The sequence below is a fragment of the Streptomyces sp. NPDC029216 genome (assembly GCF_040648015.1).
Taxonomy (GTDB): domain Bacteria; phylum Actinomycetota; class Actinomycetes; order Streptomycetales; family Streptomycetaceae; genus Streptomyces.
The window spans coordinates 63,239-78,468 of record NZ_JBEZWL010000011.1 but is presented as its reverse complement, the minus strand read 5'-3'; the positions used below and the strand labels follow the sequence as shown (position 1 = coordinate 78,468).

9 protein-coding genes are annotated in these 15,230 nt (G+C 73.7%); 3 read left to right on the top strand and 6 right to left on the bottom strand.

Annotated elements, in window-relative coordinates:
• Positions 1 to 169: 169 nt before the first annotated feature.
• Both AB0F18_RS07100 and AB0F18_RS07095 read right to left on the bottom strand, forming a co-directional pair.
• On the bottom strand, positions 170 to 1,537 hold the full coding sequence (locus tag AB0F18_RS07100) for a pitrilysin family protein (protein ID WP_362055884.1): 1,368 nt from the start codon (positions 1,535 to 1,537) through the stop codon (positions 170 to 172).
• Positions 1,538 to 1,557: 20 nt separating this feature from the next.
• Positions 1,558 to 2,904 carry a pitrilysin family protein gene (locus AB0F18_RS07095; RefSeq protein ID WP_362055825.1) on the bottom strand — a complete coding sequence of 449 codons (1,347 nt, stop codon included), beginning with the start codon at positions 2,902 to 2,904 and terminating at the stop codon, positions 1,558 to 1,560.
• A gap of 251 nt (positions 2,905 to 3,155) precedes the next feature.
• Between AB0F18_RS07095 and AB0F18_RS07090 the strand changes: the two genes are divergently transcribed.
• Together AB0F18_RS07090 and AB0F18_RS07085 are read left to right on the top strand one after the other, a co-directional pair.
• A complete protein-coding gene (locus tag AB0F18_RS07090; protein WP_362055823.1) occupies positions 3,156 to 5,612 on the top strand; it encodes a DNA topoisomerase IV subunit A in 2,457 nt (818 codons plus the stop codon).
• Between the two features lie 122 nt (positions 5,613 to 5,734).
• Positions 5,735 to 7,882, top strand: coding sequence for a restriction endonuclease (locus AB0F18_RS07085; RefSeq protein ID WP_362055821.1), 2,148 nt, complete (start codon positions 5,735 to 5,737; stop codon positions 7,880 to 7,882).
• Positions 7,883 to 8,081: 199 nt separating this feature from the next.
• Here the strand turns inward: AB0F18_RS07085 and AB0F18_RS07080 are convergent, their stop codons facing one another.
• Positions 8,082 to 9,185 (bottom strand): GTP-binding protein, encoded by a 1,104-nt coding sequence (locus AB0F18_RS07080; protein ID WP_362055819.1) that lies wholly within the window; start codon positions 9,183 to 9,185, stop codon positions 8,082 to 8,084.
• 14 nt (positions 9,186 to 9,199) lie between these two features.
• Positions 9,200 to 10,366 (bottom strand): citrate synthase/methylcitrate synthase, encoded by a 1,167-nt coding sequence (locus AB0F18_RS07075; RefSeq protein WP_362055817.1) that lies wholly within the window; start codon positions 10,364 to 10,366, stop codon positions 9,200 to 9,202.
• 55 nt (positions 10,367 to 10,421) lie between these two features.
• On the opposite strand from AB0F18_RS07075, the gene AB0F18_RS07070 reads away from it, so the two are divergent.
• Complete coding sequence (locus tag AB0F18_RS07070; protein WP_362055815.1) at positions 10,422 to 11,672, top strand: citrate synthase; 1,251 nt, start codon at positions 10,422 to 10,424, stop codon at positions 11,670 to 11,672.
• Between the two features lie 75 nt (positions 11,673 to 11,747).
• Here AB0F18_RS07070 and AB0F18_RS07065 read toward each other — a convergent pair whose 3' ends face one another.
• Together AB0F18_RS07065 and AB0F18_RS07060 are read right to left on the bottom strand one after the other, a co-directional pair.
• Complete coding sequence (locus tag AB0F18_RS07065) at positions 11,748 to 14,309, bottom strand: FtsX-like permease family protein (protein WP_362055813.1); 2,562 nt, start codon at positions 14,307 to 14,309, stop codon at positions 11,748 to 11,750.
• An 82-nt stretch (positions 14,310 to 14,391) separates the two neighbouring features.
• Positions 14,392 to 15,189, bottom strand: coding sequence for an ABC transporter ATP-binding protein (locus tag AB0F18_RS07060; RefSeq protein WP_362055811.1), 798 nt, complete (start codon positions 15,187 to 15,189; stop codon positions 14,392 to 14,394).
• Between the last annotated feature and the right edge of the window lie 41 nt (positions 15,190 to 15,230).

The following is a 15,230-nucleotide window of genomic DNA, read 5'->3' as shown; positions in this document are numbered from 1 at the left end:
CAACTGACGGACAGCACGCCTGACGCTAGGCGGATCATCAGTCAATCGCCAAACAGACGAGCGGATTTGTTGCGTACGCCACACCGCATACCTGCAACCACACCACTAAACGGACAAAGGGGGCCCGGTGGACGCTCCACCGGGCCCCCGAAAGCAGGCCGTTCGCCGGTCAGTTGCCGACGACGGTGACGTCACCGATGCCGAGGGCCAGGACCGGCTCCTCGATCTGCGCGGCGTCGCCCACGAGGATCGTGACCAGCCGGTCCACCGGGAAGGCGCTCACGACCGCCGAAGTGGCCTCCGCCGTACCGGTTTCGGCCAGCCGCGCGTACAGCCGCGCCTGGTAGTCGTCCGGCAGCTCCTGCTCCACCTGGTCGGCGAGCGTCCCGGCGACCGAGGCGGCCGTCTCGAACTTCAGCGGGGCCACCCCCACCAGGTTCTGCACCGCCACGTCGCGCTCGGCGTCCGTCAGGCCCTCCGCGGCGAGGGTGCGCAGCACCTTCCACAGGTCCTCCAGCGCCGGACCGGTGTTGGGGGTGTCCACCGAGCCGCTGATGGCGAGCATCGAGGCGCCCTTGCCGTCGGCCGTGGAGCGCAGCACCTGCCCGAAGGCGCGCACGCCGTACGTGTAGCCCTTCTCCTCGCGCAGCACCTTGTCCAGGCGGGAGGTGAGGGTGCCGCCCAGGCAGTACGTGCCGAGCACCTGCGGGGCCCAGACGATGTCGTGCCGGTCCGGCCCGATCCGGCCGATCAGCAGCTGCGTCTGGACCGCGCCGGGCCGGTCCACGATGATCACGCGGCCCGTGTCGTCGGCCGTCACCGGCGGCACCGGCAGCGGCGCGGCCGTGTTGCCGGTCCAGGCGCCCAGGGTGTCGGCGAGGAGGGCGTCCAGGTCGATGCCGGTCAGGTCGCCGACGACCACCGCGGTGGCGGTGGAGGGGCGTACGTGGGCCTCGTAGAAGGCGCGTACGGCCGCCGAGTCGATCCGCGCGACCGTCTCCTCGGTGCCCTGGCGGGGGCGGGACATGCGCAGCGTGGCCGGGAACAGCTCCTTGGAGAGCTCCTTGGCGGCGCGGCGCTGCGGGTTGGCCTGCTCGTGCGGGATCTCGTCGAGCCGGTTGCGCACGAGCCGGGCGACCTCGCCGTCGTCGAAGGCGGGCGCGCGCAGCGCCTCGGCGAGCAGTCCGAGCGCCTTGGCCAGGCGGGAGGCCGGGACCTCCAGGGAGACGCGCAGGCCGGGGTGGTCGGCGTGGGCGTCGAGGGTGGCTCCGCAGCGCTCCAGCTCGGCCGCGAACTCCTCGGCGGAGCGCTTGTCGGTGCCCTCGGACAGGGCGCGGGCCATGATCGTGGCCACTCCGTCGAGGCCCTCGGGCTCGGCGTCCAGCGGGGCCGCGAGGTTGACCTCGACCGCGATGACCTGCTGGCCGGGGCGGTGGCAGCGCAGCAGGGTCAGGCCGTTGCCGAGGGTGGAGCGCTCGGGGGCGGGGAAGGCCCAGGGCTTGGCCTCGCCGGCCTGCGGCCGCGGGTGGAAGGTCATCGTGACGGCTGCGGTGTCGCTCACTGCTCCGCCCCCTCGTTCTCGTCGCTCTCGTCGTTCTCTTCGGCGTCGGCCAGCGGCTCGTAGACCAGGACCGCGCGGTTGTCGGGGCGCAGCCGGGCGGCGGCCACGGCCTGCACCTCCTCGGCGGTGACGTCCAGGACGCGCCGGACGGCGGTCAGCGCCAGCTGCGGGTCGCCGAACAGCACCGCGAAGCGGCACAGTTCGTCGGCGCGGCCGGCGACGGTGCCCAGCCGGTCCAGCCATTCGCGCTCCAGCTGGGCCTGGGCGCGCTCCATCTCCTCGGCCGTGGGGCCCTCGGCGGCGAACCGGGCGAGCTCCTCGTCGACGGCCGCCTCGATGGCGGGCACCTCGACGCCGCTGGAGGTCTTGACGTCCAGCCAGCCCAGGGAGGGCGCGCCGGCCAGGCGCAGCAGGCCGAAGCCGGCCGCGACGGCGCTCTGGTCGCGGCGGACCAGGCGGTTGTGCAGGCGGGAGGACTCGCCGCCGCCGAGGATCGTCAGCGCCACGTCGGCGGCGTCGCACTCGCGGGTGCCGTCGTGCGGCAGGCGGTAGGCGGCCATCAGCGCGCGGGCCGGGACCTCCTCGACGATCTCCTCGCGGAGCTGCCCGCCCATGATCTCGGGCAGGGTGCCGTCTCGGGGCGGCTGCTTGCCGTCGTGCGCGGGGATGCTGCCGAAGTACTTCTCGACCCAGGCGAGGGTGCGCTCGGGGTCGATGTCGCCCACGACCGACAGGACGGCGTTGTTGGGCGCGTAGTACGTGCGGAAGAAGTTGCGGGCGTCCTCCAGGGAGGCCGCGTCCAGGTCGGCCATGGAGCCGATCGGGGTGTGGTGGTAGGGGTGGCCCTCCGGGTAGGCGAGGGCGGTCAGCCGCTCGAAGGCCGTGCCGTACGGGACGTTGTCGTAGCGCTGGCGGCGCTCGTTCTTGACGACGTCGCGCTGGTTCTCCATGGACTCCTCGTCCAGGGCGGCGAGCAGCGAGCCCATGCGGTCCGCCTCCAGCCACAGGGCGAGCTCCAGCTGGTGGGCCGGCATCGTCTCGAAGTAGTTCGTGCGCTCGAAGCTGGTGGTGCCGTTCAGCGAGCCGCCGGCGCCCTGGACGAGCTCGAAGTGCCCGTTGCCCGGTACGCTCGCCGAGCCCTGGAACATCAGGTGCTCGAAGAGGTGAGCCAGACCGGTCCGCCCCTTGACTTCGTGGCGGGAGCCGACGTCGTACCAGAGGCAGACGGCGGCGACCGGGGTGAGGTGGTCCTCGGACAGCACCACGCGCAGGCCGTTGGCCAGCCGGTGCTCGGTCGCTGTCAGGCCGCCGGAGCCGGCCTGAGCTGTGGCCGTGTGACCCATGGGCATGTGGTCCCTTCGATCGCGATGCAGAGATTTCTTATCGACCTGCCACTGTATGCAAGCGCGCAGGTCCGCGGAGAAGTTCCCGGCCCTCGCTCCCCCGCACGACTCCGTCCAGGGGGTACCCCCAGGGTCGGGGTCGGCGTTGTCGGTGCCTCGGGCCACAATGGTCCGCGGCGACCCCGTCGCACACCCCGCAGCACGCACACCCCAGCACGTACACCCCGATCTTGGTTAGGAGCGCCGCAGCGATGGCCCGCCGCAGCACGAAGACCCCGCCGCCGGAGGATTTCGAGGAGAAGATCCTCGACATCGACGTCGTCGACGAAATGCAGGGCTCCTTCCTCGAGTACGCGTACTCGGTGATCTACTCCCGGGCCCTGCCGGACGCCAGAGACGGCATGAAGCCGGTGCACCGGCGCATCGTCTACCAGATGAACGAGATGGGCCTGCGCCCCGACCGGGGGTACGTGAAGTGCGCCCGCGTCGTCGGCGAGGTGATGGGCAAGCTGCACCCGCACGGCGACCAGTCGATCTACGACGCCCTCGTGCGCATGGCCCAGCCCTTCTCCATGCGGCTGCCGCTGGTCGACGGCCACGGCAACTTCGGCTCGCTCGGCAACGACGACCCGCCGGCCGCGATGCGTTACACCGAGTGCAAGATGGCCGACGCCACGTCGCTGATGACGGAGTCGATCGACGAGGACACCGTCGACTTCACCGCCAACTACGACGGCCAGGAGCGCGAGCCCGTCGCCCTGCCCGCCGCCTACCCGAACCTGCTGGTCAACGGCACGTCCGGGATCGCGGTCGGCATGGCCACCAACATGCCCCCGCACAACCTGGGCGAGGTCATCGCGGCCGCCCGGCACCTGATCCGCTACCCGGAGGCGGACCTGGAGGCGCTGATGCGCTTCGTGCCCGGTCCGGACCTGCCCACCGGCGGCCGGATCGTGGGCCTGTCCGGCATCAAGGACGCCTACGAGAACGGTCGCGGCACCTTCAAGATCCGCGCGACGGTGTCCGTCGAGGACGTGACGCCCCGCCGCAAGGGTCTGGTCGTCACCGAACTGCCCTTCACGGTCGGCCCCGAGAAGGTCATCGCGAAGATCAAGGACCTGGTCGGCTCCAAGAAGCTCCAGGGCATCGCCGACGTCAAGGACCTCACCGACCGCGCGCACGGCCTGCGCCTGGTCATCGAGATCAAGAACGGCTTCCACCCGGAGGCCGTGCTGGAGCAGCTGTACAAGCTGACGCCGATGGAGGAGTCCTTCGGCATCAACAACGTCGCGCTGGTCGACGGGCAGCCGCTGACGCTGGGCCTCAAGGAGCTGCTGGAGGTCTACCTGGACCACCGCTTCGAGGTCGTGCGCCGGCGCAGCGAGTTCCGCCGCGGCAAGCGGCGCGACCGGCTGCACCTGGTCGAGGGCCTGCTGGTGGCCCTGCTCGACATCGACGAGGTCATCCGCCTCATCCGCGACAGCGACAACTCCGCGCAGGCCAAGGAGCGCCTGATGGAGCGCTTCTCGCTGAGCGACACGCAGACCCAGTACATCCTGGACACCCCGCTGCGCCGGCTCACCCGCTTCGACCGCATCGAGCTGGAGTCCGAGCGCGACCGGCTGACCGGCGAGATCGAGGAACTGACCCGGATCCTGGACTCCGACGCGGAGCTGCGCAAGCTGGTCTCCTCGGAACTGGCCTCGGTCGCCAAGAAGTTCGGCACCCCGCGCCGCACCGTGCTGCTGGAGTCGGCGGGTACGGCCGTCGCCGCCGTTCCGCTGGAGGTCGCGGACGACCCCTGCCGGGTGCTGCTGTCGTCCACGGGCCTGCTGGCCCGTACGGCGAACGCCGAGCCGCTGCCGGTGGAGGAGGGCGCCGCGCGCGCCCGGCACGACCTGGTCGTCTCGCAGGTGGCCGCGACCGCCCGGGCCGACGTGGGCGTGGTGACCTCGTACGGGCGTCTGCTGCGGCTGTCGGTGATCGACCTGCCGCAGCTGCCGGACACGCACGCCGCGCCGAACCTGGCGGGCGGCGCCCCGGTCTCGGAGTTCCTCTCCGGGCTGGAGGCCGACGAGACGGTGGTCTGCCTGACCTCCCTGGACGAGTCCTCGCAGGGCCTCGCCCTGGGCACCGAGCAGGGCGTGGTCAAGCGGGTCGTGCCGGACTACCCGGCGAACAAGGACGAGCTGGAGGTCATCACCCTCAAGGAGGGCGACCGGATCGTCGGCGCGGTCGAGCTGCGCACGGGCGAGGAGGACCTGGTCTTCATCACCGACGACGCCCAGTTGCTGCGCTACCCGGCCGGCCAGGTGCGCCCCCAGGGCCGTCCGGCGGGCGGTATGGCGGGCATCAAGCTCGCCGGGAACGCCAAGGTGATCCACTTCTCGGCGGTGGACCCGGCCCGGGACGCCGTGGTGTTCACGGTGGCGGCCGGGGCGGGGACGCTGGACGGCGCGCCGAGCTCGGGCAAGCTGACCCCGTTCGACCAGTACCCGCGCAAGGGCCGGGCCACCGGCGGCGTGCGCTGCCAGCGGTTCCTGAAGGGCGAGGACATGCTGGTGCTGGCCTGGGCGGGGAACGCCCCGGCCCGCGGGGCCGCCGCGAACGGCACCCCGGCCGAACTGCCGGCCCCGGACCCGCGCCGCGACGGCTCGGGCGCCGCACTCCCGGCCGAGGTCGCGGTGCTGGCGGGGGCCGCGCTGTAGGACCGTACGGCGGGCGGGGCGGGCGTCTTCGGCGCCCGCCCCTCGCGTTGACCCGGGCCCGCCGCCCCCGTGCGCCGACTACTGTTTTCCCGGTACACGCGGGTGGGGGGAGAGCAGAGCTGATGAGTCGTCGGTCGAGCGGGCTGATCGGTGTCTGGGCCGAGGCCCAGCGGCAGCAGCAGCGGACGCAGCTGATCCAGCAGCGTGAGGCGGAGCGCCGGCAGCGGGCCTACGAGCGTGACGTGGCCCGGAGCCAGCGCGAGCAGCAGGCCGCCTACAAGCAGCACCGCGAGGCCGAGGCGCGACGGGCCACCGAGCGGCTCGACGCGGAGGTGGCCGTCCTGCAGGGGCTGCTGGCCTCCGGGTGCCGGGCGCCGGCGTTCCGGATGGCCTCCCTGGTCCGCTCCGAGCAGCTCGAACCCTTCGCCCCGGGCCCGCTCGCGCATCCGGTGCCGATGCCACAGCTGCGGGACTTCCAGCAGCAGAACAGCGGCTGGACCCTCGGCTTGGGCCGCCGCGCCCAGGCGGAGCGGGAGGCCCACGACCGGTACACGCAGGCCTGGCAGGCGGCGCACGCCGCGGAGCAGGAGCGGCTGCGGCAGCTGGAGGCGTACCGGCGCCAGTACGACCAGTGGGCCGCCGAGCAGCTCGCCGGGATCCGCCGGCACAACGGCGGCCTGACCGAGCTGGCCGGCTCGCTGCGCGCGGGCGACCCGGAGGCGGCGGTGGAGTACTTCTCGGCCGCCCTGTACGCCTCGACGGCCTGGCCCGAGGAGCTGCCCCACCAGGTGTCCGCGGCGTACGACCCGGCGATGCGGCAGCTGGTGCTGGACTGGGAACTGCCCCGGTACGAGGTGGTGCCGGAGGCGAAGTCCGTGCGGTACATGCCGAGCACGGACCAGGACAAGGAGACGGCGCGGCCCGCGACGCAGCGCCGGGCGCTGTACCGGGACCTGCTGGCCCAGTGCCTGCTGCTGGTGCTGCACGAGGTGTACGCGGCGGACGAGTTCGGGGCGCTGGACTCGGTGGTGGTCAACGGGTTCGTGGACGACCACGATCCGGTGACGGGCCGTGAGGCGCAGATCGTCCTGGCCACCGTGCAGGCGCCGCGCACCGCCTTCTCCGGGCTGCGGCTGGAGCAGGTGAGCGCGGTGGACTGTCTGGTCGAGGGGCTGCGCGGGCAGCTGTCCGCGCGGCCGGACCAGCTCACGGCCGTACGGGCGGGCCGCCGGCCGGGCGAGGTCGGCGGGGGCGTCGTCAGCCACGGCGGACACGGCGACGGCGGCGGCGAGGACGAGCCGGACCTCTTCCAGATGGACCCGATCGACTTCGAGAACCTGGTCGCCGAGCTGTTCCGGGCGATGGGCATGGAGGCGGTGACCACGCAGCGGTCGGGCGACGGCGGCGTGGACGTCGAGGCGCTGGACCCGGCCCCGATCCGGGGCGGGCGGATCGTGGTGCAGGTCAAGCGCTACCGCAACACCGTGCCGCCGACGGCGGTACGGGACCTGTACGGCACGGTCCAGGACAAGGGGGCGAACAAGGGGGTGCTCGTCACCACCGCGTCCTTCGGGCCCGGGTCGTACACCTTCGCCAACGGAAAGCCGCTGGAGTTGGTTCCCGGGGTGGAGCTGGTGGAGCTGCTGCACCGGTACGGGCTGCGGGGCCGGCTCGGCGGCGGCGCGGTGCCGGCCCAGCGGGTCGCGGGGCCGGAGACGCCCACCCTGCCCGCCACCCGCTTCCCGGCCGACACCCCGACCGTGCCGGCGGTGGCTCCGGTACCCGACGGGTTCAACGTGCTGGGGATGTCCTGGTCGGGCCGGGTCGCGCTCGACGTGTGCGCGCTGGTCTGCGAGGGCGGCCGGGTACTGACCGAGGACCACTTCGTCTTCTTCAACAACCCCCGCACCCCCGACGGTTCGGTGCGTTCGCGCCCGCACGCGGCGCCCGACAAGGCGGCCGTCGAGGTCGGCTTCGACGCGCTGCCGCAGCACGCCGACCGGCTGGTGCTGGTGGCCGCGATCGACCCGGAGGCGGATCCGCACGCCGACCTGGCGGGCTTCACCGACGCCCGGATCCGGCTGCTGGACGCCTCCGGACAGGAGATCGACCGGCTGGAGGTCTCCGACGGCCGGGCGGGCGAGACCGCCCTGGTCCTGGGCTCGTTCCGGCGCCGCCCGAACGGCGACTGGAAGTTCGTCATCGGCGGCAAGGGCTACCGCGGCGGCCTGGAGGACCTGCTGCGCGAGTACGGCGTCGAGGTCGCCTAGGGTCTGTCGTCAAAGTCCCGTCGTCGCCCGGAGGGCGGCCCCGCGGCGTCTGGTGCGTGCTCTCGGTGCGCCGGGCGCAAGACCTCGTACTGGGCGTACTCGGTCTTGCACCCGGTGCGGCGAGAGTGCGTGCCTGGGGGCACCTCCCAGCGGTAGCTGGGGGAGCGTCGCGGGGCAGACGGCACTTTGACGACAGACCCTAGGCCGGTTCCTCCCCGGCGCCGTCGGACGGGGCCTCCTCCGTCACCGGGCGGGGTACGTAGCGCAGCACGCCCCACATGCTCTCGGGGCGGGCCCGCCCGGGGTCGGGTTCGCGGCAGGCCTCCAGTCCGTCCAGGAGGTCCCCGCCGTCGATGCCCCTGCCGATCAGGACGAGCTGCGTCCGGCGCGGCTCGCCCCGCCCCCAGGGGCCGGGGTCGAACCGCAGGAAGCGGCCGACCGCGTGGACCTCGTAGCGCTCCTGATGGCCGGGGACCCCGAACCACACGAAGCCCTTGACCCGGTAGAGCCCGGCGGGGCGGCGGTCGAGGAAGTCGATGAACCGGCGCGGGGAGAGGGCCTGGTCGGTGGTGAAGGAGACGCTCTCGTACGCCGCGTGGGCGTGCCCGGCGTGCTTGTCGTCCTCGTCCTCGTGTGCGTGCTCCCCGGCCTCCGCGAGCAGGTCCTCGAAGGAGAGCTGGCCGCGGGTCTCGGTCCAGGGGCGGCGGTCGAAGAGCAGTTCCGGGTCGATCCGCCCGTGGTCGGCGCCGACCAGCGGGGTGCCGGGGGCGGCGAGCGCGGCGAGTTCCGCCTCGATCCGGGCCCGTTCGGCGGCGTCCACCCGGTCGGTCTTGTTGAGCACCACCAGGTCGGCGACGCCCAGGTGGCGGTCGGTCTCCGGGTGCGCGGCCCGGGTCGCGTCGAACTCGGCGGCGTCGACGACCTGCACGAGGCCGCCGTAGCGGACGGCCGGGTTCTCGTTGGCCATCAGCATCCGGACCATCTCCTGGGGCTCGGCGAGCCCGCTGGCCTCGATGACGATGACGTCGATCCGGTGGACGGGCGCGGCGAGCTTCTCCAGGTACGCGTCCAGCTCGCTGCCGTCGACGGCGCAGCACAGGCAGCCGCCGCCGAGGGAGACCATCGAGTCGCCGACCTGGCAGGCCACCGACATCGCGTCGATCTCGATCGAGCCGAAGTCGTTGACGACGACCCCGATCCGGGTGCCGCCCCGATGGGTGAGCAGGTGGTTGAGGAGCGTGGTCTTGCCGGAGCCGAGGAATCCGGAGAGGACGACGACGGGGATGGGCTGGACGCTGTTCACCCGGACGATCGTAGTCAGCCCAGCGGGGGTACCGGCTGGGGCGGGGTGGGGCCGGTGTAGCGCGCGGCCGGCCGGATGATCTTCGAGTCGGCGGCCTGTTCCAGGACGTTCGCGCTCCAGCCCACGACGCGGGCCGCGCAGAAGGTGGGGGTGAACATCTCGCGCGGCAGCCCGCACAGCTCCATGACCACGCCCGCGTAGAACTCCACGTTGGTGTGCAGTTCCCGGCCCGGCTTGAGCTCGGCGAGGATCTCCTCCACCTGCCGCTCGACCTCGACGGCGAAGTCCACGAGCGGCCCGCCGAACTGCCGGGCGATGTCCCGCAGCATCCGCGAGCGCGGGTCCTCGGTGCGGTAGACGGGGTGTCCGAAGCCCATGATCCGGTCGCCGGCGAGGACCCGCGCGCGGATCCAGGGCCCGATGCGGTCGACCGTGCCGATGGCGTCCAGGGTGTCCAGGGCCCGGCTGGGCGCGCCGCCGTGCAGCGGCCCGGAGAGGGCGCCGATCGCGCCGGTGAGGCAGGCCGCGACGTCGGCGCCGGTGGAGGCGATGACGCGGGCGGTGAAGGTGGAGGCGTTGAAGCCGTGGTCGACGGTGGAGATCAGGTACCGCTCGACGGCGCGGGCCTTGACGGGGTCGGGCTCCTCGCCGGTCAGCATCCACAGGTAGTTGGCGGCGTACGGGAGGTCGTCGCGCGGGCCGACCGGCTCCAGGCCCTGTCCGAGCCGGTGCAGGGCGGTGAGCAGCGTCGGCACGGCCGCGCAGGCGGCGAGGGCGTCGGCGGCCCGGCGGCCGGGGTCGAGGTCGTAGACGGGGCGGAAGCCCGCGGAGGCGCCGAGGAGCGAGAGCGCGGTGCGCAGTCCGGCGAGCGGTCCGGAGAGGGCGGTGGCGCGGGCGAGGGCGGGCAGGGCGTCCCGCACCTCGGCGGGCAGGTGGCGCAGCGGGGCGATCTCGGCGGCGAAGGCGGCGCGTTCGGCGGGGCCGGCCGGGAGGGCGCCGCGGAACATCAGGTGCCAGACGTCCTCGAAGGTGCGGGAGCCGGCCAGCTCGACGGCGGAGTACTGGCGGTAGTGGTAGAAGCCTTCGCGGCCGCGGACGTCACCGAGCTGGGTCTCGGTGACCACGACTCCCGCGAGACCGCGGGGTACTTCGACGGTGGTGTTCATGGATTGACCATCCATCCTTGAATGGATCGATGTCAATGTTGATTGAATCAATATATGTATCCTGGATGTCATGAGCGATCATCCGTCCGGCCTTCCGGGCGAAGCCCTCCCCCACCGGATCACCACCCAGGAGGCCGCCCGGCTCCTCGGGGTGAAGCCCGCGACCGTGTACGCGTACGTCAGCCGGGGCCAGCTCGGCAGCCGGCGCGACGGTGCCGGGCGCGGCAGCACCTTCGACGCCGCCGAGGTGGAGGCGCTGGCCCGGCGCAGCCGGCGGGAGGCGGCAGGCCCCGCCGCCGGGGAGCTGGCCGTACGGACCGCCCTCACCCTCATCGAGGACGACCGGTACTTCTTCCGCGGCGTGGACGCCGTGGAGCTGGCCTCCCGGTACGCCTACGAGGAGGTCGCCGAGTGGCTCTGGACGGGGACCCTGCCGCACGGCGCCCGGTTCACCGCTCCCCCGGAGCCGCTGGCGGCCGCGCGCCGGGCGGTGGCCGCGCTGCCCGGGCACAGCGGGCCGCTGGACCGGCTGCGGGTGGCGGTCGCCGCCGCCGCGGTGGCGGACCCGCTGCGCTTCGACCTGTCCGAGGAGGCCGTACTGGGCTCCGCGCGCTGCCTGATCCCGACGCTGGTCGGCGCCCTGCCCGAGGCCGCCCCGGCGCTCCCGGGTGACGGGCGGCTCGCCTGGGGGCTGTGGTCCCGGCTGAGCCCGCAGGAGCCGGACCCGGCGGCCCTGGACGTGCTGGACCTGGCGCTGGCCCTGCTGGTCGACCACGACCTGGCCGCCTCCACCCTCGCCGTACGGGTCGCAGCCTCCGCGCGGGCCCATCCGTACGCCGTGGTCTCCGCCGGGCTGGGCGCGCTCGAAGGCCCCCTGCACGGGGCGGCGGGGCGGCTCGCGCACCGGATGCTGGCGGAGGTGGCGGAGCGGGGCGGCGCCGCGCCTGTGGTGGCGGAGCACCTGCGCGCGGGGCGGCGGGTGCCGGGGTTCGGGCACCGCCTGTACCGGGGCGAGGACCCCAGGGCGCGGGCGCTGTTCGGGCGGCTGGAGGAACTGCCCCTGGCGGCCCCCGCCCTGGGCGCGGCCCGGGAGGTGGCGGCGGTGATGGCCCGGCACGGACTGCACCCGAACGTGGACCTGGCGCTGGCGGTGCTGACGCTGTCCAGCGGGATGACCGCCGAGGCCGGGGAGACAGTGTTCGCGGTGGCCCGCACGGCGGGCTGGATCGCGCACGCGCTGGAGGAGTACCAGGAGCGTCCGCTGCGGATGCGCCCGAGCGGCCACTACACGGGCCCGCGGCCGCCCCGCCCGATCCCCTGACCCCGGTACGCGTAGCCACCTCGTGAGGGGCCCCACCTGAGCCGGACCGGCGGATTCCGGCCCGGCGAAGGGGGATCAGGCGTCGGAGACCGCGCGCAGGGGGCCGAGTGCGGCGGCCCGCCGGGCCGGGAGCGCGGCCGCCGCGGCGCCGACGGCGAGGGAGAGGACGACCACGAGGGCGAGGGTCCCCCAGGGGAGGGAGAACGCGTACTGGGGAATGGCCCCGTTGGCGAGCCCGCTGACCTTCCACGCCCCGAACAGGCCTCCCGCCAGGCCCAGGAGGGTGCCGTAGGCGGCGACGGTGAGCGATTCGAGGCGGATCATGCGCCGGATCCCGCCGCGGTCCATCCCGATGGCGCGCAGGACGCCGATCTCCCGGGTGCGCTCGGCGACCGACATGGCGAGCGTGTTGACCATGCCGAGCGCGGAGATGACCACGCCGATGGCGAGGAGTCCGAAGACCATGGTGATCAGGTCGCCGGCGACACCGGCCTGCTCCCGGACGAGCTGTCCGCGGTCCTGCACCTTCAGCAGGGGGCTGTCGTCCACGGCCGCGCGCAGCCGCTTCTCCAGGTCCGCGGCGCCCGCACCGGTCCGTACGAGGACGCGCTGGACGGAGTCGCGCAGGTAGCCGTGCCGCTGGACGTCAGCCCGGTCGGCGAGCACGTCCTGGGCGGTGGGGTTGTCCTCGTAGATCCCGACCACGGTGAACGGCTGGTCGCGGTCACCCTGCCCGGGCCCGATGCTCCCGTTGATCCGCCCGCCGGTGACGACCCGGTTCTCGCGGGCGAAGCTGCTGGAGACGGCGATCCGGCCGGGCCCGATGCCCTCGGCCGAGCCGCTGGTGAAGCGGAGCTTCATGACGGCCCCGACGGTCTTCGGGTCGACGCCGGAGACCTGCCGGGCGCCGGCCCCGGCCGAGAAGGTGGAGTCCGCCACGGCCGAGGCGGTCGAGACTCCGGGCACGGCGGCGACCCGCTGGACGGCGGCCGCGTCGATGGCGGTGGTGGCGCCCCGGGTGCTGATCACGTAGTCGGCGCTCAGGCCCGCGGCGGCCTGGGAGTCCAGGGCCCGGCTGGAGGAGTGCTCGATGACGGCGAGTCCGCACACCAGCGCGGTGCTGATCATCAGGGCGACGGCGGTGGCCGCGGTACGGCGGGGGTCGCGCAGGGCGTTGTCCTTCGCCAGGTCCCCGGCGACCCCGAACCGGCCGGTGAGGCGGCCGAAGAGGCGGATGACCGGGCCCGCCAGCAGCGGGGCCAGCAGGATCAGCCCGGTGACGAGGATCCCGCAGCCGAACATCGCGGTCCGCAGGTTCGCGTCGGAGGCGTCCTCGGCGCCGCCCAGCGAGACCAGCAGTCCGGCGCCGACGAGGAGGACGAGCGCCCCGGCCGCGCCCCGGATCCGGGACAGCGCGGCGGAGGGGGGCTGCTCGGCCGTGCGCATGGCCTCGACGGGCGCGATCCGGGCCGCCCGGCGGGAGGGCAGCCACGCGGCGAGGACCGTGACGCCGACGCCGACGGCCAGGGAGGCGAGCACGGGGGCGGGTCCGATCACCAGCGGGCCCTGCGGCAGCAGATCGTCCGCGCTGCCGAGCACGCCGGGCAGGCCGGTGGCGACCCCGAGCCCGAGGACGAAGCCGAGCACGGAGGCGACGCACCCGACCAGGGCCGCCTCGGCGAGCACGGAACCGACCACCTGCCGGCGGGTGGCGCCGATCGCGCGCAGCAGCGCGATCTCCTTGGAGCGCCGTGTGACCAGCATGGTGAAGGTGTTGATGATGAGGAAGGAGCCGATGAACAGCGACACCACCGCGAAGATCAGCGGCAGCCGGGAGTAGCTGGCGGTCTTGGTGTCGATGAAAACCGACTGCTGGTTGGCCAGCGCGGTGGCGGTGGTCGCCTCGGCCCGGTCGGCCGGCAGCAGTGCGCCGACGCGGCGGGCGAGGTCGTACTGGTCGGTGCCGGGCGCGGCGGACAGGTCGATCCCGGTGTAGCGGCCCGGCGTGGCGAACAGCTCCTGGGCGGTGGCCTTGTCGAGGACGGCGAGGGTGCCGCCGGAGGTGACCCGGGTGTCCTGGGTCGAGACGAGGCCGACCAGCCGCATCCGCAGGACGGGGCCGTCGATGGCCAGGCTGACGGTGTCGCCCAGGGCGTATCCGCCGGCGGCCGCGGTGCCCCGGTCGAGGGCCACCTCGCCGGCGGTGCGCGGGGCGCGGCCGGCGGTCAGGGGGTAGCGGCTGTCCTTGCCGTCGGGGCCGGGGACGTAGGCGGCGGCCAGTTTGCCCATGGCGTCGTCGGCGCGCATCGGAGTGCCGTCCTTGGCGGCGAGGGTGGCCGAGCCGTCGACGGCCGGGCGGGCCGCGCTGACTCCGGGGACGGCGGCGAGCTTGGTCGCGAGCGCGTCGTCGAGGACGGATTCGCGCTGGTCGGCGGGGGCGCCGATGGGGTACTTGGGGTCCACGGTGACGGCGATGCCGGCGTAGTTCCTCGCCATGGAGGCGCGGTAGGCGGCGGTGGTGGAGTCGGCGAAGACGAGTGAGCCGGAGATGAACGCGACCCCGAGGCAGACCGCGAGGACGGTCATGGCCAGACGGGCCTTGTGCGCGAGGACGTTGCGCAGGGCTGTTCGCAGCATGGTGGGCTTTCGGAAGGTGTGTGGCGCGGGGGACGGGAGCGGCCGGCGGACGCCGGGGGACTCGGCGGTTGCCGGCGGACGGTCAGGAGGTGCGGCCGCGGGCCTCGAAGGCGAGCATCCGGTCGAGGACGGCGCCGGAGGTCGGCTCGTGCAGCTCGTCCACCAGGCGCCCGTCGGCGAGGAACACCACCCGGTCCGCGTGGGCAGCCGCCACTGGGTCGTGGGTCACCATCACCACGGTCTGGCCCAGCTCGCGCACCGAGTCGCGCAGGAAGCCGAGCACCTCCGCTCCCGAGCGGGAGTCGAGGTTGCCGGTCGGCTCGTCGGCGAAGACGATGTCCGGCCGGGACACCAGGGCCCGGGCGACCGCCACCCGCTGCTGCTGGCCGCCGGAGAGCTCGGCGGGGCGGTGGGCGAGCCGGCCCGAGAGGCCGACGGTGGCGACGACGGTGTCCAGCCAGGCGGCGTCCGGCCGTCGGCCGGCCAGCCTCAGCGGCAGGGTGATGTTCTCCAGCGCGGTCAGGGTGGGCATCAGGTTGAAGCCCTGGAAGACGAACCCGACCTTCTCCCGGCGCAGCCGCGTCAGCCGGCGGTCGTTCAGGGAGGACAGCTCGACCCCGCCGATCCGGGCCGAGCCCGAGGTCACGGGGTCCAGGCCGGCCATGCAGTGCATCAGGGTGGACTTGCCGGAACCGGAGGGGCCCATGACGGCGGTGAACCGGCCCCGGGCGAAGTCCACGGTCACGGCGTCCAGCGCGGTGACCCGGGTCTCGCCCTTCCCGTACGTCTTGGTCAGGCCCACGGCGCGGGCGGCCGGCTCCGCGAGGGCCGCACCGGAGGAACGGGAAGGGGAGGGCGAGGGAGGGAAGTTCTGCGACATGGATCCATCGTCACGCCCCTGACCTGCGTAAACATCGGCCT

Excerpts from the sequence above, each read along its gene's own strand:
- AB0F18_RS07060 (WP_362055811.1), bottom strand. The coding sequence starts at position 15,189 with ATGTCGCAGAACTTCCCTCCCTCGCCCTCCCCTTCCCGTTCCTCCGGT.
- AB0F18_RS07070 (WP_362055815.1), top strand. The coding sequence starts at position 10,422 with ATGAGCGATCATCCGTCCGGCCTTCCGGGCGAAGCCCTCCCCCACCGG.
- AB0F18_RS07090 (WP_362055823.1), top strand. The coding sequence starts at position 3,156 with ATGGCCCGCCGCAGCACGAAGACCCCGCCGCCGGAGGATTTCGAGGAG.
- AB0F18_RS07095 (WP_362055825.1), bottom strand. The coding sequence starts at position 2,904 with ATGGGTCACACGGCCACAGCTCAGGCCGGCTCCGGCGGCCTGACAGCG.
- AB0F18_RS07065 (WP_362055813.1), bottom strand. The coding sequence starts at position 14,309 with ATGCTGCGAACAGCCCTGCGCAACGTCCTCGCGCACAAGGCCCGTCTG.
- AB0F18_RS07085 (WP_362055821.1), top strand. The coding sequence starts at position 5,735 with ATGAGTCGTCGGTCGAGCGGGCTGATCGGTGTCTGGGCCGAGGCCCAG.
- AB0F18_RS07100 (WP_362055884.1), bottom strand. The coding sequence starts at position 1,537 with ATGACCTTCCACCCGCGGCCGCAGGCCGGCGAGGCCAAGCCCTGGGCC.
- AB0F18_RS07075 (WP_362055817.1), bottom strand. The coding sequence starts at position 10,366 with ATGGATGGTCAATCCATGAACACCACCGTCGAAGTACCCCGCGGTCTC.